The organism is Pseudomonas sp. Pseusp21 (genome assembly GCF_059492145.1).
Window position 1 is genome coordinate 1,481,799 of the sequence record NZ_CP168520.1, and the last position, 18,836, is coordinate 1,500,634.

Annotated in this window: 23 protein-coding genes and 4 tRNA genes; 10 read left to right on the forward strand and 17 right to left on the reverse strand. The window is 59.7% G+C overall.

The window, feature by feature from the left end; genetic code table 11:
• Positions 1-17 precede the first annotated feature (17 nt).
• The 5 genes from tig to ACEN93_RS06600 form a co-directional block, all read right to left on the reverse strand.
• Positions 18-1,328 (reverse strand): trigger factor, encoded by a 1,311-nt coding sequence (gene tig / locus ACEN93_RS06580; RefSeq protein ID WP_074689056.1) that lies wholly within the window; start codon positions 1,326-1,328, stop codon positions 18-20.
• 399 nt (positions 1,329-1,727) lie between these two features.
• Positions 1,728-1,803: transfer RNA gene (locus tag ACEN93_RS06585), tRNA-His, on the reverse strand.
• 76 nt (positions 1,804-1,879) lie between these two features.
• A tRNA-Leu gene (locus ACEN93_RS06590) sits at positions 1,880-1,964 on the reverse strand.
• A 57-nt stretch (positions 1,965-2,021) separates the two neighbouring features.
• Positions 2,022-2,097: transfer RNA gene (locus ACEN93_RS06595), tRNA-His, on the reverse strand.
• Between the two features lie 32 nt (positions 2,098-2,129).
• Positions 2,130-2,206, reverse strand: a tRNA-Arg gene (locus tag ACEN93_RS06600).
• 274 nt (positions 2,207-2,480) lie between these two features.
• Here ACEN93_RS06600 and folD point away from each other — a divergent pair.
• Both folD and pbpG read left to right on the forward strand, forming a co-directional pair.
• On the forward strand, positions 2,481-3,335 hold the full coding sequence (folD, locus tag ACEN93_RS06605) for a bifunctional methylenetetrahydrofolate dehydrogenase/methenyltetrahydrofolate cyclohydrolase FolD (protein ID WP_085667502.1): 855 nt from the start codon (positions 2,481-2,483) through the stop codon (positions 3,333-3,335).
• Positions 3,336-3,564: 229 nt separating this feature from the next.
• Positions 3,565-4,503, forward strand: coding sequence for a D-alanyl-D-alanine endopeptidase (gene pbpG / locus ACEN93_RS06610; RefSeq protein WP_011335039.1), 939 nt, complete (start codon positions 3,565-3,567; stop codon positions 4,501-4,503).
• Between the two features lie 52 nt (positions 4,504-4,555).
• Here the strand turns inward: pbpG and ACEN93_RS06615 are convergent, their stop codons facing one another.
• The 3 genes from ACEN93_RS06615 to ACEN93_RS06625 all read right to left on the reverse strand — a co-directional run bounded on the left by ACEN93_RS06615 (position 4,556) and on the right by ACEN93_RS06625 (position 5,746).
• Positions 4,556-4,762 (reverse strand): hypothetical protein, encoded by a 207-nt coding sequence (locus ACEN93_RS06615; protein ID WP_039767620.1) that lies wholly within the window; start codon positions 4,760-4,762, stop codon positions 4,556-4,558.
• 12 nt (positions 4,763-4,774) lie between these two features.
• Positions 4,775-4,981 carry a DUF6021 family protein gene (locus ACEN93_RS06620; RefSeq protein ID WP_039767621.1) on the reverse strand — a complete coding sequence of 69 codons (207 nt, stop codon included), beginning with the start codon at positions 4,979-4,981 and terminating at the stop codon, positions 4,775-4,777.
• Between the two features lie 93 nt (positions 4,982-5,074).
• Positions 5,075-5,746 carry a peptidase C39 family protein gene (locus tag ACEN93_RS06625; protein WP_085667499.1) on the reverse strand — a complete coding sequence of 224 codons (672 nt, stop codon included), beginning with the start codon at positions 5,744-5,746 and terminating at the stop codon, positions 5,075-5,077.
• A 231-nt stretch (positions 5,747-5,977) separates the two neighbouring features.
• Here ACEN93_RS06625 and ACEN93_RS06630 point away from each other — a divergent pair, with 231 nt between their 5' ends.
• Complete coding sequence (locus ACEN93_RS06630; RefSeq protein ID WP_007951566.1) at positions 5,978-6,145, forward strand: hypothetical protein; 168 nt, start codon at positions 5,978-5,980, stop codon at positions 6,143-6,145.
• Between the two features lie 74 nt (positions 6,146-6,219).
• Here the strand turns inward: ACEN93_RS06630 and ACEN93_RS06635 are convergent, their stop codons facing one another.
• Positions 6,220-6,969: a TerC family protein gene (locus ACEN93_RS06635; protein WP_039767626.1), complete on the reverse strand. Its 750-nt coding sequence runs from the start codon at positions 6,967-6,969 to the stop codon at positions 6,220-6,222.
• Between the two features lie 29 nt (positions 6,970-6,998).
• Positions 6,999-7,238 (reverse strand): hypothetical protein, encoded by a 240-nt coding sequence (locus ACEN93_RS06640; RefSeq protein ID WP_039767627.1) that lies wholly within the window; start codon positions 7,236-7,238, stop codon positions 6,999-7,001.
• Positions 7,239-7,384: 146 nt separating this feature from the next.
• Here ACEN93_RS06640 and nhaR point away from each other — a divergent pair, with 146 nt between their 5' ends.
• Positions 7,385-8,284 (forward strand): transcriptional activator NhaR, encoded by a 900-nt coding sequence (gene nhaR / locus ACEN93_RS06645; RefSeq protein WP_115078541.1) that lies wholly within the window; start codon positions 7,385-7,387, stop codon positions 8,282-8,284.
• On the opposite strand, the gene ACEN93_RS06650 is transcribed toward nhaR, so the two are convergent.
• Positions 8,281-9,441, reverse strand: coding sequence for an MFS transporter (locus tag ACEN93_RS06650; protein WP_007951570.1), 1,161 nt, complete (start codon positions 9,439-9,441; stop codon positions 8,281-8,283). The genes nhaR and ACEN93_RS06650 overlap by 4 nt on opposite strands.
• Before the next feature lie 337 nt (positions 9,442-9,778).
• Here ACEN93_RS06650 and sstT point away from each other — a divergent pair, with 337 nt between their 5' ends.
• Positions 9,779-11,011 (forward strand): serine/threonine transporter SstT, encoded by a 1,233-nt coding sequence (gene sstT, locus ACEN93_RS06655; protein ID WP_064600897.1) that lies wholly within the window; start codon positions 9,779-9,781, stop codon positions 11,009-11,011.
• A gap of 65 nt (positions 11,012-11,076) precedes the next feature.
• Here sstT and ACEN93_RS06660 read toward each other — a convergent pair whose 3' ends face one another.
• Complete coding sequence (locus tag ACEN93_RS06660) at positions 11,077-11,586, reverse strand: DUF1993 domain-containing protein (protein ID WP_007951572.1); 510 nt, start codon at positions 11,584-11,586, stop codon at positions 11,077-11,079.
• Positions 11,587-11,712: 126 nt separating this feature from the next.
• On the opposite strand from ACEN93_RS06660, the gene ACEN93_RS06665 reads away from it, so the two are divergent.
• Positions 11,713-12,363 carry a YceH family protein gene (locus tag ACEN93_RS06665; protein ID WP_085667498.1) on the forward strand — a complete coding sequence of 217 codons (651 nt, stop codon included), beginning with the start codon at positions 11,713-11,715 and terminating at the stop codon, positions 12,361-12,363.
• 17 nt (positions 12,364-12,380) lie between these two features.
• Here the strand turns inward: ACEN93_RS06665 and ACEN93_RS06670 are convergent, their stop codons facing one another.
• Positions 12,381-12,899, reverse strand: coding sequence for a cupin domain-containing protein (locus ACEN93_RS06670; protein WP_085667497.1), 519 nt, complete (start codon positions 12,897-12,899; stop codon positions 12,381-12,383).
• A 98-nt stretch (positions 12,900-12,997) separates the two neighbouring features.
• Positions 12,998-13,816, reverse strand: a complete 819-nt coding sequence (locus ACEN93_RS06675; RefSeq protein WP_495611208.1) for a shikimate 5-dehydrogenase — start codon at positions 13,814-13,816, stop codon at positions 12,998-13,000.
• 254 nt (positions 13,817-14,070) lie between these two features.
• On the opposite strand from ACEN93_RS06675, the gene ACEN93_RS06680 reads away from it, so the two are divergent.
• The 3 genes from ACEN93_RS06680 to ACEN93_RS06690 all read left to right on the forward strand — a co-directional run bounded on the left by ACEN93_RS06680 (position 14,071) and on the right by ACEN93_RS06690 (position 15,145).
• A complete protein-coding gene (locus tag ACEN93_RS06680) occupies positions 14,071-14,421 on the forward strand; it encodes a hypothetical protein (protein ID WP_007951578.1) in 351 nt (116 codons plus the stop codon).
• Positions 14,422-14,665: 244 nt separating this feature from the next.
• Entirely contained in the window at positions 14,666-14,860 is a 195-nt protein-coding gene (locus ACEN93_RS06685) for a hypothetical protein (protein WP_007951579.1), read from the forward strand.
• Positions 14,861-14,962: 102 nt separating this feature from the next.
• Positions 14,963-15,145, forward strand: coding sequence for a hypothetical protein (locus tag ACEN93_RS06690; RefSeq protein WP_007951581.1), 183 nt, complete (start codon positions 14,963-14,965; stop codon positions 15,143-15,145).
• Here ACEN93_RS06690 and ACEN93_RS06695 read toward each other — a convergent pair.
• Positions 15,142-16,203: an AI-2E family transporter gene (locus tag ACEN93_RS06695; RefSeq protein WP_085667496.1), complete on the reverse strand. Its 1,062-nt coding sequence runs from the start codon at positions 16,201-16,203 to the stop codon at positions 15,142-15,144. The genes ACEN93_RS06690 and ACEN93_RS06695 overlap by 4 nt on opposite strands.
• Before the next feature lie 156 nt (positions 16,204-16,359).
• Here ACEN93_RS06695 and trhP point away from each other — a divergent pair, with 156 nt between their 5' ends.
• Positions 16,360-17,688, forward strand: coding sequence for a prephenate-dependent tRNA uridine(34) hydroxylase TrhP (gene trhP, locus ACEN93_RS06700; protein WP_495611209.1), 1,329 nt, complete (start codon positions 16,360-16,362; stop codon positions 17,686-17,688).
• Positions 17,689-17,724: 36 nt separating this feature from the next.
• On the opposite strand, the gene ACEN93_RS06705 is transcribed toward trhP, so the two are convergent.
• Positions 17,725-17,955 (reverse strand): hypothetical protein, encoded by a 231-nt coding sequence (locus ACEN93_RS06705; protein ID WP_163975907.1) that lies wholly within the window; start codon positions 17,953-17,955, stop codon positions 17,725-17,727.
• Positions 17,956-18,049: 94 nt separating this feature from the next.
• A complete protein-coding gene (locus ACEN93_RS06710) occupies positions 18,050-18,763 on the reverse strand; it encodes a FadR/GntR family transcriptional regulator (protein WP_163975909.1) in 714 nt (237 codons plus the stop codon).
• Between the last annotated feature and the right edge of the window lie 73 nt (positions 18,764-18,836).

Below are 18,836 nucleotides of genomic sequence, written 5' to 3' on the forward strand. Positions count from 1 at the left end.
TTCTAACGCAAAAACAATCAGTCGGCTTTTGGAGCTTCTACCGGCTTGACCGCTTCTTCGTAAGAGACCGATTTGTCGGTCACGCTAGCTTTCTGCAGAACAGTATCCACAACTTGTTCTTCCAGCACAACCGAACGAACTTCGTTCAGTTGCTGGTCGTTCTTGTAGTACCAGGACACGACCTGCTCAGGCTCTTGGTAAGCCGAAGCCATTTCCTGAATCATTTCGCGAACGCGGGCTTCGTCTGGCTTCAGGTCGAACTGCTTGACCACTTCAGCCACGATCAGACCCAGGACAACGCGACGCTTGGCTTGTTCTTCGAACAGCTCGGCCGGCAGTTGGTCTGGCTTGATGTTGCCACCGAACTGCTGAACAGCCTGCACGCGCAGACGGTCAACTTCGTTGGACAGCAGAGCCTTGGGCACTTCGATCGGGTTGGTGGCCAGCAGACCGTCCATGACCTGATTCTTGACCTTGGATTTGATCGCCTGACGCAGTTCACGCTCCATGTTCTTGCGAACTTCGGTGCGGAAACCGTCGATGCCGCTTTCCTTGATGCCGAATTGAGCGAAGAACTCTTCGTTCAGCTCTGGCAGCTTTGGCTCGGAAACGGTGTTTACAGTCACGGTGAACTCGGCGGTTTTGCCAGCCAGGTCCAGGTTCTGATAGTCCTCTGGGAAGGTCAGGTTCAGAACGCGCTCTTCGCCGGCTTTAGCGCCTACCAGGCCTTCTTCGAAGCCAGGGATCATGCGACCGGAACCCAGTACCAGCTGAGTGCCCTTGGCGGAACCGCCAGCGAACACTTCGCCGTCAACCTTGCCAACGAAATCGATGTTCAGCTGGTCTTCGTTCTGGGCAGCGCGATCGGCCACTTCGAAACGGGTGTTCTGCTTGCGCAGGATGTCCAGCATCTTGTCCAGATCGGCGTCAGCCACGTCAGCGCTCAGGCGCTCGACGGTGATGCCTTCGAAGCCGGCAACGGTGAACTCAGGGAACACTTCGAATACGGCTACGTATTCCAGGTCCTTGCCAGCTTCGAGCGATTTTGGCTCGATCGATGGCGAACCGGCCGGGTTCAGCTTCTGCTCAACCACAGCTTCGTAAAAGGAGGACTGGATCACGTCGCCGATTGCTTCCTGGCGCGCATCAGCACCGAAACGGCGCTTGATTTCGCTCATTGGCACCTTGCCAACACGGAAGCCAGCAATCTTGGCCTTTTTGGCAGTCTGCTGCAGACGCTTGTTGACCTGAGTCTCGATGCGCTCAGCCGGCACGGTGATGCTCATGCGGCGCTCAAGAGCAGTAGTATTTTCAACAGAAACTTGCATGGATATTCCTCGTTGCACAGACGTTAGCCGGCCGTTTCCGACCCAAGAATCAAGGGCAAGCATTCTAGTAGGTCAAACTCAAGAAGTCACCCTACTGAAAACGGGTAAAAAACAGCAGGCCATTTGAAGGCGGGGACAAACGGTTGCGCCTCGCCCTGTTAGCAAATACAGCCAATTCAAGCCAGGGCTCTGCGCCAACCTCTTCTATATATAGAGGCGGTTGAATCATCTCCCTGACAGCCGACCTCGCAAGCAAGGACGGCGGGCAGCGCAGCATCATCGAGCAACATTAATACGACGAAGCACCCTGCCCTGCGACCCGAAACCTGCAGCCGCGAAAATCCGAAACCGTAAAACAAAAAAGGCGCCAGACTGTTAAATCTGGCGCCTTTCGGAATATGGGGTGGACGATGGGGATCGAACCCACGACAACGGGAGTCACAATCCCGTGCTCTACCAACTGAGCTACGCCCACCATATTGCGTGTCAAAGAAGCCAAACAACTTCTTTGTAGAACTTCACCCGGCCAACGGCATGAATGAAGCTTTGATTGGTGCGGATGAAGAGACTCGAACTCTTACGCCTCGCGGCGCTGGAACCTAAATCCAGTGTGTCTACCAATTCCACCACATCCGCAGATGAAGCTTTTAAAGCAAAGGCGCCAGACTGTTACATCTGGCGCCTTTCGAAATATGGGGTGGACGATGGGGATCGAACCCACGACAACGGGAGTCACAATCCCGTGCTCTACCAACTGAGCTACGCCCACCATATCGCGTTACTTGTGCCAATGCTGCCTAATGGCGCACCCGGCAGGACTCGAACCTGCGACCATCCGCTTAGAAGGCGGATGCTCTATCCAGCTGAGCTACGGGCGCCTTGTTAGCTGTACCCTTGGAGGACTACAAACTAAGTGCTTTCCAGTCTCGCAAAACGTTGATTTAGCTCGACCTTCTTAACCAGTGCTAGGCTGTGCCCGACAAGTGCGACGAATAGTATAGAGCGACCCGAAGGTCGTCAAATCCTTTTTAAAAAAAATTCATTTAATTAAAGGGCTTAGGGGAATTTGCTGACCAAGCGCCTTTGCCCTCACCGTTTGACATGCGAGAATGCGTTCTCTTTTTTTCCCCTCTCGATGGTTAATCACGCGCAATGACTGCACAACTAATCGACGGCAAATCGATCGCCGCCAGCCTGCGCCAGCAGATCGCCCAACGGGTTGCCGAACGTCGCCAGCAAGGTCTGCGCACGCCAGGCCTCGCGGTGATCCTGGTCGGCAGCGATCCTGCCTCTCAGGTTTATGTCTCGCACAAGCGTAAAGACTGTGAAGAGGTCGGCTTCCTCTCTCAAGCGTACGACCTGCCTTCCGAAACCACTCAGGAAGCACTGACCGATCTGATCGATCGACTGAACGACGACCCGGCAATCGACGGCGTTCTGCTTCAACTTCCTCTGCCAGAGCACCTGGACGCCTCCAAATTGCTGGAACGCATCCGCCCGGACAAGGACGTCGACGGTTTCCATCCTTATAACGTCGGCCGTCTGGCCCAGCGCATTCCGCTGCTGCGTCCGTGCACCCCGAAAGGCATCATGACCCTGCTGGAAAGCACCGGTGCCAATCTGTACGGGATGGACGCGGTGGTTGTTGGCGCATCCAACATCGTCGGTCGTCCGATGGCGATGGAGCTGCTGCTGGCCGGTTGCACCGTAACCGTTACCCACCGCTTCACCAAGGATCTGGCCGGCCACGTCGGCCGCGCCGATCTGGTGGTCGTGGCCGCCGGCAAGCCGGGCCTGGTCAAGGGCGAGTGGATCAAGGAAGGCGCGATCGTGATCGACGTCGGCATCAACCGCCAGGAAGACGGCAAACTGGTCGGTGACGTGGTGTACGAAACCGCCCTGCCCCGCGCCGGGTGGATCACTCCGGTACCGGGAGGCGTCGGTCCGATGACCCGCGCTTGCCTGCTGGAAAACACTCTCTACGCGGCAGAAACCCTGCACGCCTGAGTCGCGTTTTCCGCGCTCCGAGAACCCCGCCTTGTGCGGGGTTTTTCATGCCCTCGAAAAAACCTTTACCGTTCGCCGGAAACCCCTATTTTTACAGGGCTTTTCACGACTTTTTCATGCCTGGCGGACAACCATCGACAGTTCTTCAACCATACTCCTACAATGCGTCGTTTTTACGACACAGGCCGTTACAAAGAACGGCATTTCCAACCTTCATGAGTTCGCCCGCGTGAATATTCGTCTGTCCATCCTGAGCCTGGTTTTTGCATTTTCAGGCACGCTCCTCACGCCAACGGTCAACGCCGCCGAAACCACCGCTGCCCCTCGAGACGCCTCGCAATTGAAGATTGCCTCCGGCAGCGCCCTGCTGATGGATCTGCAGACCAACAAAGTCATTTATTCCAGCAACCCGGACGTGGTGGTGCCCATCGCTTCCGTGAGCAAATTGATGACCGGTTTGGTAGTTGTCGAAGCACACCAGAACATGGACGAATGGATTGACGTCGACATCAGCCACACGCCGGAAATGAAAGGCGTGTTTTCCCGCGTCAAGCTGCGCAGCGAACTGCCCCGCCGGGAGATGCTGCTGATTGCCCTGATGTCCTCGGAAAACCGCGCCGCCGCCAGCCTGGCCCACCACTATCCGGGTGGTTACGCGGCATTCATCGCCGCAATGAACGCCAAGGCCAAGGCGCTGGGCATGACCAGCACGCACTTTGTCGAACCCACCGGCCTGTCCGAGCGCAACGTCTCCACCGCCCGCGACCTGAGCAAGTTGCTGGTGGCTGCGCATAAACAGCCGCTGCTCATCGAGCTGACCACCACCAAGGAAAAGACCGTTTCGTTCCGTAAACCCAATTACACCCTGGGTTTCCGCAACACCGATCACCTGGTCAACAAGGCCGACTGGGATATCCGCATCACCAAAACCGGTTTCACCAACCCTGCCGGTCACTGTCTGGTGCTGGTGACCCGCATGGCCAACCGTCCGGTTGCCCTGGTGATTCTCGACGCGTTCGGCAAATACACTCACTTCGCCGATGCCAGCCGCATCCGCAGCTGGGTGGAAACCGGCAAGAGTGCCAACGTCCCAGCCGTGGCTCAGCAATACAAGGCCGACAAAAACCTCAAGAGTCGCCAGAGCGGCGTGATCGAAGCGTCCAAGTAATCCGTCCCCCATGAAAAAGCCCCGAATCGTCGGGGCTTTTTCATTTATGCACTCAGTCGTTTGGCAACGGCATCTTGTCGTCATCGGGAATGCCGTCACCGGCACTCGGGTCGCGCGAATGCTCTGGCGTGACCACCGCTGGACGCGCCAGCGGATCCCGCATGGGGCTGTCTGGATCCAGCACCGGATCAACTTCCGGCTCAGGCGTGGTGGGCACACTGTCAGGTTTGTGGTCGTCGAAACTCGAATCGGTACTCATACGCACCTCGCTTCAAGGCTTGAGATCAGCCAAGGGATCGTAAGGCTTGGCCGGACGCTTGGGATCGTCGCCCGGCTGCACATCCTTCGGCGCCTTCGCCGGGCCGATGGGATCGACTTGCGGATCGTCCAGATCAGGCGAGTCCGGATCAAAGCCCAGGTCGTCGCCGCTGCCATGCTCGGAAGAATGCGGCCCAGTGGGTGAAGTTGGAATTGCCATGTTCGCCTCCTGATACTGGCCCGAAAAACACGGGACGCTACAGTTCAGAAGCGCATCCTCCATCAGGGTGCCCGACAGGCGACGAACGGAACCTCAATGCGCCGCCAGCGCCTTCCTCGCCTGCGCCGCTTCCCGCTCCTGCCCGGCTTGCGCCAGTGCGTCGGCAGCCTTGAGCCAGCGCTGTTGATCGACCGCCGCCGGAATCTGCGTCGGTTTCTGGATCAACACCGCCCAGCCTCCGGATTTTTCCAGGGCCGACTCGAACGAGCTGAAGCTCATCAATTCACGGCGATTCATCCCGGCGCGCAGCAGCACCTTCTGCTTCAAGCGATCGTAGCCGGACAGGATCGCGTAACGCGGCTCCGCCCAAAACGCCGAACCCTCGCTGAAACGCACCATCACCGGATACCCGGCCGCCACCTGAGCCAGCAGCGCCGGCAGATTGCTATCCAGCGGATACACGACCATGCCGTATTCACGGGCAAGGTTTTGCAGATTCTGTTGCAGCTTGTCCTCGGCACCGGGCAAATGCAGCGGCTTTTCCAGCAGACCCGGCGTGATCACGATGCCCTGCTGCGACAGCAGACTGGCCAGCACTTGCGGCCCGCTTTGATAGGCCTCACCGCGATAGAAGGTGCCACTGAGTTCGACCCGTTCAGGCAGGCGCTTGACCTCCGGCGCCACACTGCCCGCACACCCCACCAATGCTGTCACGCAACCGGCCACCAGCAGCGCCGCGCGAATCCGGGAAAATAGCTGCACCATCATCACTCTCTTGATCAGTTACCGGTCATCGTGTTCCGGCTTGGTCGAGGATCATAGGACGGCGTCACGCTGCGGTATAGCCCAAAACGGCAGATCCATCGGCTGCATAGAGCGAACTGATTGATCACCACCGACCTTTGGTCAATAGCCTGAAACACACCAGCGACTAGACTGTCATTCAGAGAAGAGCCAAAGAGCGTTAGCCCGACGCAGGGCAAAGAGGAGGCACAGATGAGCCTGACCATGACCATCGTAATGCTGATTGCCGGCTGGCTGGCCGTTGCCGCCGCCATGTTGTGGGGCGTACTGCGGATTTCCCGCCGCCATCACCACCCGGTTCAACCTGCACCGACCCGGAAGATCGAGAAACACGACGCCCGTCACGCCACCGCGCACTGACTTTCCGTAACCGATACAAACAAAAAGGCCGCCTGGACTCTCGCGAGTTCAGGCGGCCTTTGCTTTTCCAACGATTACGCTTCGGCAGTCAGTTTCTTCTGCTTGGCGCGGCGCGACATCATGTTCAGCACTTCAATCGCAGCCGAGAACGCCATGGCGGCATACACATAACCTTTCGGTACGTGGGCGCCAAAGCCTTCGGCGATCAGCGTCATACCGATCATGATCAGGAAGCCCAGAGCCAGCATGACCACCGTCGGGTTGTCGTTGATGAACTTGGCCAGCGGATCAGCCGCAAACAGCATCACCAATACCGAGACAACAACCGCAATCACCATGATCGGCAAGTGTTCGGTCATGCCGACAGCGGTAATGATGCTGTCGATCGAGAACACCATGTCCAGCATCAGGATTTGCCCGATGGCGGCGGCGAAGCCCAGGGTCACCTTGGACGTCGCGGTCTTCGGATCTTCAGGTGCCGGGTCCATGCTGTGATGGATCTCCGTGGTGGCTTTCCACAACAGGAACAGGCCGCCGGCGATCAGGATCATGTCCTTCCAGGAGAACGCGTGGCCGAGGATCTCGATGACCGGCGCGGTCAGCTGAACGATGAACGCGATGGTGCTCAACAAGGCCAGACGCATGATCAGCGCCATGCCGATCCCCAGACGACGGGCTTTCTGCCGGTACTGCTCGGGCAGCTTGTTGGTCAGGATCGAGATGAAGATCAGGTTATCGATGCCGAGCACGATTTCCATCACCACCAGTGTGGCCAAGGCAATCCATGCGGTCGGGCTGGAAGCGAGTTCTAACAGGTATTCCATGGGTCAGTCCTGACTCTGTGTAAGACGGTTTAGATTTCCTGGGAGGACGATTCGGATTTTTCTTCGTCGTCTTTCGGTTCTTTCTTGCTGATCAGATTGCCGGTGGCATCGCTGAGCGCCTGCTCGGCGGCTTTGTGCGTGTCATCGATGGCTTGCTTGGCCGCTTCAGCCGCCTGCCCCATCAGTTGCTGGGCGCTCTTTTCGGCCTGGTCGCAACCGGCCAGTACCAGTAAAGACGCGATCAGTAACGCCGTAGTTTTTAGTTTCATGATGCTTCCCTCGATAGAACAGACAGCGCCGTACAGACCGGCCGTCGATGGCTGGGCATTCTAGGGAGACAAACACTTCAGGAAAATTCGTATTTTTAGCGGCTATACTTCGATTTATACGAACTGTATTTGACGGATCGAACCCCATGCTCAATTACCGACAACTGCATTACTTCTGGGTGGTGGCCAAGACCGGCAGCATCGTGCGCGCCTGCGAGCAACTGAACCTGACGCCGCAAACCATCAGCGGGCAGATTTCCCTGCTCGAACAGACCTACGGCATCGAGCTGTTTCAACGAGTCGGCCGGCAATTAGAGCTCACCGAAGCCGGACGTCAGGCCCTGCCCTACGCCGAGCAGATGTTCCAGCTGGGCGGTGAACTGGAGCTGATGCTGCGCGCCCAGCCCAACGAACAGCAGATCCTGTTCCGGGTCGGCGTGGCGGACGTGGTGCCCAAATCCATCGTTTATCGCCTGATCGCGCCGACCATGGAATTGAGCGAACCGCTGCGCATCACCTGCCGCGAAGACAAACTCGAGCGCCTGCTGGCGGATCTGGCGATCCAGCGCCTGGACCTGGTGATCTCCGACAGCCCGATGCCCTCGCACCTGGACATCAAGGGCTACAGCCAGAAACTCGGGGAATGCGGGATCAGTTTCTTTGCCACCGCCGAACTGGCCGCGCAATACGGTCAGGATTTCCCTCACAGCCTGCACGGTGCGCCGCTGTTGATCCCCGGCGCGGAAACCGTAGTGCGCAGCCGTTTGCAGCGCTGGTTCGCCGAGCAGCAAATTCAGCCGAGGATTGTCGGGGAGTTCGATGACAGCGCCTTGATGCAGGCGTTCGGCCAGTCCGGCAGCGGGATTTTCATCGGCCCGAGCGTGATTGCCGATGAGGTGAAGCGCCAGTACGGCGTCGAGTTGATCGGCCAGACCGATGCGGTGAGCGAGTCGTTTTACGCGATCTCGGTGGAGCGCAAGGTCAAGCACCCCGGCATCAAAGCGATTACCGAAGGTGCCCGACGCGAGCTGTTTACAGCGTTTTAAGCCGGCGCGCAGACGTCGCGCGGCTTGAGCACCATCAGCACCATGGCGAGGAAAATCGACAGCAGAATGAACCCGGCAGCGGCGAAACCCACAAAACCCAGGCCGGCGCTGTCGATCACTCGACCGCCAATGATCGCGCCCAAACCAATCCCGAGGTTGGCCCCGGCAATGTTCAGCGAGGCGGCAAAGGCTGGCGCTTCCGGTGCGGCTTTCATCAAGCGCACGTGACTGACCAGAAACAGCGCCGCCTGCGTCACGCCCCAGATGCCCATCGCCGCCGCCAGACCCAGCGACGAATTGATGTTAGGCACCAGCGCCACCATCCCGGGAATCATGAACGCGCAGAACATCACCGAGGCCATCAGCGGATGGCGATCCACCGCACGACCGCCCAGCGAGTTGCCGATCAGACCGACCGCGCCAAAGCCCATCAGGCACCAGCCGACCACGGTGCCATTGAAGCCGGCCAGACGTTCGAGGATGTCCGCCAGATAGGTGTAGGCGGTGAACATGCCGCTGAACACCAGGATCGACAGCAACACATGGCCGAGCATCAACGGGCTGCGCAGGATCTTGAACTGCGAGGCGAAACTGACCTGATGCTGGTGCAGGCTGGTTTTCGGCAGATAGACAAACAGCAGCAGCGCCTTGGCGAACGCGATCACCGCCAGAATGGCGAACGCACTGCGCCAGCCGAACGCATCGGAAATCAGCGTGCCGACCGGAATGCCGAACACGGTGGCGCAGACGATGCCGAAGCCGATCTTGGCGATGGCGCGACCGGCGAAGTCCGGGCCGACGATATCCACCGCCGTTTCACTGGCCAGCGCCCAGAACACCGGCAACCCCAGCGCCGGGATCAGCCGGGCGATGGCCATGACCCAGATGTTCGGCGCCAATGCCGCCACGGTATTGGCCAGGCCGAACATGATCAGGATGGTGATGAACAGTTTGCGGCGCTCGAAGCGGGCGAAATAGGCGGTCAAGAATGGACCGAACATCGCCACGGTGAACGCGAACAGAGTCACCAGCAGCCCGGCCTGCGGGATGGTGACAGCAAGATCGCGGGCAATCGCCGGCAGCAGGCCGACGATGACGAACTCCGTGGTCAGCACCGTAAACCCGGCGGCGGACAACAGAAGGATGGGCAACAGCATGAGGAACTCCAGCAAAACGACGACACCAGCGTTGACCCGAGGGGCCCGCTGGCAGAACTTGAAAATAAGGATGCGCAATCTTAACAGAGTGTTTCCCGGGTGACTTGCACAAACCTGTCTAAGTTACAGAGGGATCGGGTGGCAGATCGTCACAGGTCTGAAGGATCCGGACGACGCTGTGATAAAGTCCGCGCCCTGCAAAACGTACACCCTGTTCAGCCACCCGTTTAACGGCGTGTCTGGCGCGTCAGTCCTTTCGGTTTGTGTCCGTGGCCTGCCCCCGATCAATCGCCCGGATCACGCAACCTTGCACCCTATAAAAACAGAGATGCCGTTCATGACCGCTTCATCCCCTTCTCTATTGCAACGTCTTAAAAGCCTCAGCCTGGTCACCCAGATCCTGATCGGCCTGATTGCCGGCATCGCCCTCGCGCTGTTCGCGCCGGAAGCGGCCAAAGGCACGGCCTTCATCGGCAAAGTGTTCGTCTCGGCGCTGAAAGCCGTGGCGCCGATCCTGGTGTTCGTGCTGGTCATGGCCTCGATCGCCAACCACAAGCACGGCCAGGAAACCCACATCCGGCCGATTCTGTTCCTGTATCTGCTGGGCACCTTCGCCGCTGCCGTGGTCGCGGTGATTGCCAGCATGATGTTCCCGTCGCATCTGGTGCTGTCCACTGACAACATCGCCGTAAGCGCGCCGGGCGGCATCAGTGAAGTGCTGCAAAGCCTGTTGCTGAGCGTGGTCGACAACCCGGTGAGCGCACTGATGAACGCCAACTTCATCGGCATTCTGGCCTGGGCCATCGGCATGGGCGTGGCGATCCGGCACGCCGGCGACACCACCCGCGAAGTGCTGGGCGATCTGTCCAATGGCGTGACGCTGATTGTCCGGGTCGTGATTCGCTTCGCACCGCTGGGCATTTTCGGTCTGGTAGCGTCGACCCTGGCCACCTCCGGGTTTGGCGCATTGATCGGTTATGCGCACCTGCTGGCGGTACTGCTCGGCTGCATGCTGTTCGTGGCGCTGGTGATGAACCCGCTGATCGTGTTCTGGAAGCTGCGCCGCAACCCGTACCCGCTGACGCTCCAGTGCCTGCGTGAAAGCGGCATCACTGCGTTTTTCACCCGCAGCTCGGCGGCGAACATTCCGGTCAATCTGGAACTGAGCAAGCGCCTGGGCCTGCATGAAGACACCTATTCGGTATCGATCCCGCTCGGCGCCACCATCAACATGGCCGGCGCGGCGATCACCATCACCGTGCTGACCCTCGCCGCCGTGCACACCTTGGGTATCGCCGTGGACATCCCGACCGCGATCCTGCTCAGCGTCGTCGCTGCGATCTGCGCCTGCGGTGCCTCGGGCGTGGCCGGTGGTTCGCTGCTGTTGATCCCGCTGGCGTGCAGCCTGTTCGGCATCCCGAGCGAAATCGCCATGCAGGTGGTGGCCGTCGGTTTCATCATTGGCGTGCTGCAGGATTCGGCCGAGACGGCGCTGAACTCCTCCACCGACGTGCTGTTCACCGCCGCCGCGTGCCTGGGCGAAGAGCAGAAAGCCCAGCGTCCGGCGTAAAAACCCGGCGCAACAAAAAGCCCGCCAAGGCGTAAACCTTGGCGGGCTTTTTGTTGCAGAACGTTTTAGAACGCGCCCATGTAATCGCGCTTGCCCACTTCCACACCGTTGTGACGCAGCAGTGCGTAGGTGGTGGTGACGTGGAAGAAGAACTGCGGCAGGCCGTAACTCAGCAGATAAGCCTGGCCGCTGAAGCGCTTCTCTTTCGGGGTGCCCGGACGGGTCACGATCTCGATGCCTTCCTTGCCATTGATCTGCTCTGGCTTGATCTCGCCGATGAAGGCCAGAACCTTGGCGATCAGCGCTTGCAGCTCGGCGAAGGTGGTTTCGGTGTCGTCATATTTCGGAATTTCGATTTCGGCCAGACGCGAGGAAACGCCTTTGGCGAAGTCCACGGCGATCTGCACCTGACGCACCAGCGGGAACATGTCCGGGTACAGACGCGCTTGCAGGAAGGCGTTCGGGTCGATGTTTTTCTCGGTGGCGTGGGCTTCAGCCTTTTTCAGCACATCGCTCACGGCGTTGAGCATTTGTTGGAAAACCGGGACGGATGCGGCGTATAGGGAAATGGTCATGGCTGTCTCACGTGGTGGCTGGTTGAATCGTGGGGGCGATTATAGCCATGCTCGCATGGCGGCGCGGCTTGTCTTTTATCCAGCAAGGATTAGGCTAGGCGCCTTCGACTGCAGAGGGAACGCGCGATGACCACAGAATTTGAAACCCGCTCCGACGAACCACGGCTCAACGCTACGGAAATCCGCATTCTGGGCTCGTTGATCGAGAAACAGGCCACCAGCCCGGAAACCTACCCGTTGACCCTCAACGCGCTGGTGCTGGCCTGCAACCAGAAAACCAGCCGGGAGCCAGTGATGAACCTGACTCAGGGCCAGGTCGGCCAGAGCCTGCGCGCCCTCGAAAGCCGCGGCTTCACCAAACTGGTGATGGGCAGCCGCGCGGACCGCTGGGAGCATAAGGTCGACAAGGCACTGGAGCTGGTGCCGGCGCAATTGATCCTGACCGGGTTGATGTTCCTGCGCGGCCCGCAGACCGTCAACGAACTGCTGACCCGCAGCGGTCGAATGCATGAGTTTGAAGACGCCGAACAAGTGGTGCATCAGCTGGAACGCCTGATCGCCCGGGAGCTGGCGGTGTTGATTCCGCGTCAGCCCGGTCAGCGTGAAGATCGTTACACCCACGCGCTGGGCGATCCGGCGGACATCGAGGCGATTATCGCGGCGCGGCAGAACCCGAGCGATCGCGGCGCTGCCAGCGGCGTGTCACTGGAGCGCATCGAAGAGCTGGAAGCGCGGATTGCGGCGCTGGAAGAGCGTCTGGCCCGTCTCGAAGAATAAGTGCACCGGGGACGGTGTTATTCGCCGTCCCAGTAATCCAGCCCGTCCGCCTGCCGCGCCACCGCCACGAATCCTGAGGCGTTGCCCTCGGCATCGATGCTGAAGTTGTCCATCACCGCGTATTTGTTCGAGTCCGGGTACTCGCAGATTTCCGGTTGCTGCTGAGTGCTGACCGCCAGATAGCGCAGTTCCGCAGCACTGGTGTTGATGATCTGGTGCGCCGCTTCCGGGCCGCCCGGCGGACAAGCGATCACATCCCCGGCGCGTATCGGGAAACGTTCGGCACCGAGGCGCACTTCCCCTTCCCCGGCCACCACGTAAAACATTTCCTCATTGACCCGATGACTGTGAAACGGACTGCCGCGCATGCCTGGCGGCAACGCATACAGCCGATAACCGAGTTTCTGCGCACCCAGTTGCTGGCCGACCCGGGCGAAGCGTTGCTGATAACGCCCAGCGGTTTCGCCTTCGGGGGCCAATGATTCGGGAAGCGGTTCGAGTTCGACGTCATTCAGGTTGAGAATGGGCGGATGCATGCAAACCTCGGCTTTTTGTGATGGGCAAGTCTGTGCTTGCTGATCCGGCAGTATAGGCAACGGCAAATCCGGGCGGATATGCCGTTGCTTAGGCTCCATCAACTGCGGGCAAACGCCACCGCCGCATCGAACTGCTCAACCGTCGGCCGCACGCCGGTGTACAGCACGAACTGCTCCAGCGCCTGGATCGCGATCACTTCCAGCCCGGTGATCACCTTTTTGCCTTCGGCACGACTGCGCACGATCAGCGGGGTTTCCGAGGGGATCGCCACCACATCGAACACGGTGTTGGCAGACTTGATCACATCCACCTCAAACGACAGTTGACCCGCTTCCGGGCCACCGTCCATGCCCACCGGGGTCACGTTGATCAGCATCTGCGGGCGCTCGTCGCCCAGCTCCGCCTGCCAGCGATACCCCAGCGAGTCCGCCAGCGCCCGACCGGCGCGCTCATTGCGGGCGACGATCAAACCGTTCTTGTAACCGCCATCGCGCAAGGCACTGGCCACAGCCTTGGCCATGCCGCCGCTGCCGCGCAGGGCGAAAGTCGAGTCCTTTGGCACCGCGTGGGTTTCCAGCAACTGAGCGATGGCAATGTAATCGGTGTTGTAGGCCTTGAGATGACCGTTGGTGTTGACGATGGTGTTGATCGACTGGATCGCCGCCGCCGAGGCGTCCAGTTCATCAACCAGCGCAATGCTCGCCTCCTTGAACGGCATCGATACCCCGCAACCGCGAATCCCCAGCGCGCGGATCCCGCCGACCGCACCGGGCAGATCCTGGCTGCTGAAGGCCTTGTAGTAGAAATTCAGGCCCAGTTGTTCATACAAATGGTTATGAAAACGCAGACCGAAATTCCCGGGACGCCCAGACAGGGACATGCACAATTGGGTGTCTTTGTTGGGGTTCATCTGCATGGGAGGCTCCTTCGAATGCACTTTCGGATGGACGGGATTAGCCAGGCCATCGGGTTCTGAACGATCATAAGGCGGTCTGTTCCGGGCATCACGGTCGATGCCGCAAGCTCGGTAAACAAACCGGTACAGACCTTACACAAAATTTACCTGGCGGCCGTGCTGTTTTTCAAAATGTTGCTGTCTTAGAAGTATCCCCGCGCCATTCCGGGCCTGTTGCAGGTTCGGACGCCGGGTCGAAGAACCGAGGAATTATCATGATTCGTAAACTCCCCATCGTGGCCTTGTTGATTGGTGCATTCGCGATCACGGGTCAGGCAGAAGCCCACGGCGGTGGCTGGCAGGGCCCGGCGGTATTTGGTGCGATCGTCGGCTCGGCCATCATCGGCTCGGCGCTCATCAACCAGGATCGGCCGGTGTACGTCCAGCAGCCTGTTTACGCTCAACCGGCGCCGGTCTATGTCCAGCAACCGCCGCCACCGGTTTATTACCAGCCGGCCCCGGTCTATGTGCAGCAACCGGTCTACGTCCAACCGGCCCCGGTGTATTACGGCCCACCGCGCGGTTATTACGGCCGGCCACACTACTACGGTGGCCCGCGCTGGTAACCAGTCCCCAGAGCCCCGCCTGATCGCGGGGCTTTTTATTGCCTTCGGGAAAGCCGACCGTTCGTCGGCCAGGGTCTGAAAAAATCTCGCCAAGGTCGCTGTGAGGACAGTTTGAACCGCTAAAGTCGGCATGATGGACTTGACCGTTAAGGGCAAAACACAAACGGTCATCTATTTGTCATGACGGAACCGCACTCTGAATCCGTCCGCAAACAACAGGTTGATAACAACAAGGACGACTTGAATGCCTACACAGAATCCGCACCGCATCGTCGGTTTATGCACCTCGAGCAAGGTCTACAACGCCCTGACCGAACTCAAGCACCTGGAAGGCCACCGCACGGCGAAATTTCTCTCGTTGCTGGCGGAAAACCTGGTGCGCAAGGGTTTTCTCAACGAACACGAGATCGTGCACATGCTCGATCAAGTGGTGGATTGAGCCAGCCCTCAGCGGCGTCAATGACCACTATCGAAAGCGTTGATTGTCCCTGAAACGGCCAATTCCCTAAGGTAGCTCCACAGATTGATGGAGGTACTTTTCATGGCTCAGGTTCAAATCATGTCCGTTGTCGGCAGCGCCGTTCCCGCATCGCTCAGAGAGCTGGGGCTGCTCGCCTGCTGGTATCTGGTGCGCGACGGCGAGCCGGTCAGCGGCCCGCTCACGTCCTTGCCGGCGGCGCAGGCACTGTCGCAACAATTGCTCAACGGCCCGTTCAAGGCTTAAGGCAGCTGCACTTTCGGTTTGCTCTCGATGAACAACGCCCAGCTCGACATGAACAGGGCCGCGATCAGCGGCCCGATCACAAAGCCGTTCAGCCCGAACACCGCCAGCCCGCCCAGGGTCGAGATCAGGATCATGTAGTCCGGCATCCGGGTGTCCTTGCCCACCAGAATCGGGCGCAGCAGGTTGTCTACCAGACCGATCACGAACACCCCGAACAGCCCCAGCACCACGCCCTGCCAGATCATCCCGCTGAGCAGGAAGTAAATCGCGACCGGCACCCAGACAATCCCCGCGCCCACCGCCGGCAGCAACGACAGAAACGCCATCAATACCGCCCAGAGCAACGCACTGGGAATGTCGAGAAACCAGAAAATCGCCCCGCCCAGCGCACCCTGCGTGATCGCCACCAGCAGATTGCCTTTCACGGTGGCGCGCACCACGCGATTGAACTTCAACTGCAAGCGACGCTTGTGATGCTCCTCCAGCGGTATCGCTGTGCGCACCTTGCGCGCCAGTTCGGCGCCGTCGCGCAGGAAGAAAAACAGCAAGTACAGCATGATGAAAAAACTCACCACGAACTCGAACGTGCCCTGGCCGAAACTGAACGCCTGGCTCGCCAGCGCCTGACTGCCCTGCATGGCGGCCTTGACGATCTTCTCGCGCAAGGCATTCAGCTCGCCCATGCCGAAGCGGTCGAGCAGGTGCTGAAAGTAAGGCGGCAGACTGTGCTTGAATTGCGCCAGATAAGCGCCGATATCGAGCTTGCCGCTTTCGATATTGTCGTAAAGCGTCGCCCCTTCCTGCACCAGCAGCACACTGAGGACGATCACCGGCAAGATCGCAATCACCAGGCAGATGCTCAAGGTACACAGTGATGTGAGGTTGCGTTGCCAGCCGAATTTCAGTTGCAACTGGCGCTGCATCGGTGCGAACAGGATGCCGAGGATCACCGCCCAGAACACCGCACCATAGAACGGCAGCAGGATCCAGATGAAGGCGACCGTCACCAGAAACAGCAGCACGGTGAGGGATTTGAATTGCAGACTCTTTTGGTTCATGTCCGGTCCAGGTCAGTCAGGCGCCACCCGCGCCCGTCCCGTTTAGTCAGCCAGCGTCAGCGCGAGTGCCCTGTTTCTTCATTGAGCATAGATCCAGATCAATAAACCCTCGGCGCAACTGCTCTACCCTGCCGCGCTTTTGCGACCGACGCCGCCATGACGACCTCCTTCACCCCCGAACTGCTCGCCCCCGCCGGCACCCTGAAAAACATGCGTTACGCCTTCGCCTACGGGGCCGATGCGGTGTATGCCGGCCAGCCGCGCTACAGCCTGCGGGTGCGCAACAACGAATTCGATCACGCCAACCTCGCGCTCGGCATTCGTGAAGCCCAGGCCCAGGGCAAGCGCTTCTACGTGGTGGTCAACATCGCGCCGCACAACGCCAAACTGAAGACCTTCCTCAAGGACCTGGCGCCGGTGATCGAGATGGCGCCGGACGCGCTGATCATGTCCGACCCCGGCCTGATCATGCTGGTGCGCCGACACTTCCCGCAGATGCCGATCCACCTCTCGGTGCAGGCCAACACGGTGAACTGGGCGAGTGTCGAATTCTGGCAACAGCAGGGCTTGAGTCGGATCATCCTGTCCCGTGAATTGTCGCTGGAAGAGATCGGCGAAATCCGCGAGCAAGTGCCCGGCATGGAACTGGAAGTGTTCGTCCACGGCGCGCTGTGCATGGCCTATTCCGGCCGCTGCCTGCTCTCGGGTTACATGAACAAACGCGACGCCAATCAGGGCACCTGCACCAACGCTTGCCGCTGGAAATACTCGGCGCAGGAGACCAGCGAAAACCAGCTCGGCGAAATCGTGCAGACCTTCGAACCGCAACCGACCCTCGGCCTCGGCGCTCCCACCGATCAGGTGTTCCTGTTGCAGGAAGCCAACCGCCCTGGCGAGCTGATGCCGGCCTTCGAAGACGAGCACGGCACCTACATCATGAACGCCAAGGACCTGCGCGCGGTGCAGCACGTCGAGCGCCTGACCCGCATGGGCGTGCACTCACTGAAGATCGAAGGCCGGACCAAATCGCACTTCTATTGCGCGCGCACCACCCAGGTCTATCGCCGGGCCATCGACGATGCGGTGGCCGGTCGCGAATTCGACCGCAGCCTGATGACCGATCTGGAATCCCTCGCCCAGCGCGGCTACACCGAAGGCTTCCTGCGCCGGCATGTGCATGACGAATACCAGAACTATCAGAACGGCAGCTCGGTGTCGGAGCGTCAGCAGTTTGTGGGCGAGTTGACCGGCGAACGTCGGGATCGTCTGGCCGAGGTCAAGGTTAAGAACCGTTTTGCACTGGGCGATCACCTGGAACTGATGACGCCCAAGGGCAATTTCCACTTTGATCTGCATGAATTGCAGAACCTGAAAGGTGAAGCCATCGACGTGGCGCTGGGGGACGGGCACACGGTGTATCTGCCGATTCCGGATGCGGTGGATTTGCGGTTCGGGTTGTTGATGCGCGATCTCGGCGCTGATTAAAGCATCAAAAAAACCCGGCAATCAGCCGGGTTTTGTTCAGCGCCTGTCATCGGACAGCGGTGTCGGCTCATCAGCCGGCGGCATGTCTTCATCGGACGTCGGATCCTTCCAGTCTTCTGGCCGGTCGGCATCGCTCAACGGGTCGCGCCCGGGCATGACGCCCGGCGGCATCTCGTGATCGGCCAGCGTCGGCTCATCCGTACCGGGGACTTTGCGGGTAGGGTCGGTTGGGGCCGTGCCTCCCTGAAACAGCGTATCGTCAGCCATGATTGCACCTCAATGAATGAGGCCCGGAATATCCGGGTCGTACTCGTTGGAAGTGCCGCCGCACCAGGCGTGCTATCGAACAGACCAGCGGCATTCAGCTCGTGGCGGAAAACCGGTCTCGACTGTTGGTCAGATGCAACCACATCGCCGCACGCGCCGCGTCCGGGTCCTGACGCTTGATCGCGTTGAGGATCGCCTCATGCTCAAGATTCGCCAGTTGCCCGAGCTTGCTCAAATCCACCGCGCCGCGTTCAGCCGCATTGACCCGGGTGCGCGGGATCATCGCGCTGCCAAGGTGTTGCATGATTTCGGTGAAGCAGACATTGCCGGTGGCTTCGGCAATCAGCAAGTGGAAGCGCCGGTCGGCCTCGACGCAACTGTCGTTGTTAGCCAATAGACGCTGATAGTCGTCCAGCGCCTGACGCATCTGCACCAGTTGCTGCTCGGTTCGGCGCTGCGCGGCCAGCGCCGCCGCTTGCGTCTCCACCCCCATGCGCAATTCGAGAATGCTGCGCACGCCCAGCGCTGTGTCGACATTCAGCCGTAGCCCCTGCTCCGGCGCACGTTCGATCACGAAGGTGCCGATACCGTGTCGCGTCTCCACCAGCCCTGACGCCTGCAATTTGGAAATTGCCTCACGCACGACGGTGCGGCTGACGCCGTGTTCCTGAACGATCGAGTTTTCCGACGGCAACTTGTCACCGGGCAGCATCTGACCGAGCAGGATGCTCTGGGTCAGTTTTTCCACCAGGTCGTGGGCCAGGTTGTGCGCGCGTTTACGGGCGGGGGCGTCGAGGTCGTCTTGCATGGTCGGTTCCGGTGATCGGGGCAAACCGATCGTAGCACTGGCGGCAATGACTTGTATGAGCTCCTATGAATTC

What these genes read in the sequence shown, in the direction of transcription:
- tig (WP_074689056.1), bottom strand. Translation starts at nt 1,328, where the DNA reads ATGCAAGTTTCTGTTGAAAATACTACTGCTCTTGAGCGCCGCATGAGC.
- ACEN93_RS06680 (WP_007951578.1), top strand. Translation starts at nt 14,071, where the DNA reads ATGATTCGTAAACTCCCCATCGTGGCCTTGTTGATTGGTGCATTCGCG.
- ACEN93_RS06640 (WP_039767627.1), bottom strand. Translation starts at nt 7,238, where the DNA reads ATGAAACTAAAAACTACGGCGTTACTGATCGCGTCTTTACTGGTACTG.
- ACEN93_RS06620 (WP_039767621.1), bottom strand. Translation starts at nt 4,981, where the DNA reads ATGGCAATTCCAACTTCACCCACTGGGCCGCATTCTTCCGAGCATGGC.
- ACEN93_RS06710 (WP_163975909.1), bottom strand. Translation starts at nt 18,763, where the DNA reads ATGCAAGACGACCTCGACGCCCCCGCCCGTAAACGCGCGCACAACCTG.
- ACEN93_RS06650 (WP_007951570.1), bottom strand. Translation starts at nt 9,441, where the DNA reads ATGCTGTTGCCCATCCTTCTGTTGTCCGCCGCCGGGTTTACGGTGCTG.
- nhaR (WP_115078541.1), top strand. Translation starts at nt 7,385, where the DNA reads ATGCTCAATTACCGACAACTGCATTACTTCTGGGTGGTGGCCAAGACC.
- ACEN93_RS06705 (WP_163975907.1), bottom strand. Translation starts at nt 17,955, where the DNA reads ATGGCTGACGATACGCTGTTTCAGGGAGGCACGGCCCCAACCGACCCT.
- ACEN93_RS06615 (WP_039767620.1), bottom strand. Translation starts at nt 4,762, where the DNA reads ATGAGTACCGATTCGAGTTTCGACGACCACAAACCTGACAGTGTGCCC.
- trhP (WP_495611209.1), top strand. Translation starts at nt 16,360, where the DNA reads ATGACGACCTCCTTCACCCCCGAACTGCTCGCCCCCGCCGGCACCCTG.
- ACEN93_RS06695 (WP_085667496.1), bottom strand. Translation starts at nt 16,203, where the DNA reads ATGAACCAAAAGAGTCTGCAATTCAAATCCCTCACCGTGCTGCTGTTT.
- ACEN93_RS06660 (WP_007951572.1), bottom strand. Translation starts at nt 11,586, where the DNA reads ATGACCATTTCCCTATACGCCGCATCCGTCCCGGTTTTCCAACAAATG.
- sstT (WP_064600897.1), top strand. Translation starts at nt 9,779, where the DNA reads ATGACCGCTTCATCCCCTTCTCTATTGCAACGTCTTAAAAGCCTCAGC.
- ACEN93_RS06670 (WP_085667497.1), bottom strand. Translation starts at nt 12,899, where the DNA reads ATGCATCCGCCCATTCTCAACCTGAATGACGTCGAACTCGAACCGCTT.
- ACEN93_RS06635 (WP_039767626.1), bottom strand. Translation starts at nt 6,969, where the DNA reads ATGGAATACCTGTTAGAACTCGCTTCCAGCCCGACCGCATGGATTGCC.
- ACEN93_RS06630 (WP_007951566.1), top strand. Translation starts at nt 5,978, where the DNA reads ATGAGCCTGACCATGACCATCGTAATGCTGATTGCCGGCTGGCTGGCC.
- ACEN93_RS06625 (WP_085667499.1), bottom strand. Translation starts at nt 5,746, where the DNA reads ATGGTGCAGCTATTTTCCCGGATTCGCGCGGCGCTGCTGGTGGCCGGT.
- ACEN93_RS06685 (WP_007951579.1), top strand. Translation starts at nt 14,666, where the DNA reads ATGCCTACACAGAATCCGCACCGCATCGTCGGTTTATGCACCTCGAGC.
- ACEN93_RS06665 (WP_085667498.1), top strand. Translation starts at nt 11,713, where the DNA reads ATGACCACAGAATTTGAAACCCGCTCCGACGAACCACGGCTCAACGCT.
- ACEN93_RS06675 (WP_495611208.1), bottom strand. Translation starts at nt 13,816, where the DNA reads ATGCAGATGAACCCCAACAAAGACACCCAATTGTGCATGTCCCTGTCT.
- folD (WP_085667502.1), top strand. Translation starts at nt 2,481, where the DNA reads ATGACTGCACAACTAATCGACGGCAAATCGATCGCCGCCAGCCTGCGC.
- ACEN93_RS06690 (WP_007951581.1), top strand. Translation starts at nt 14,963, where the DNA reads ATGGCTCAGGTTCAAATCATGTCCGTTGTCGGCAGCGCCGTTCCCGCA.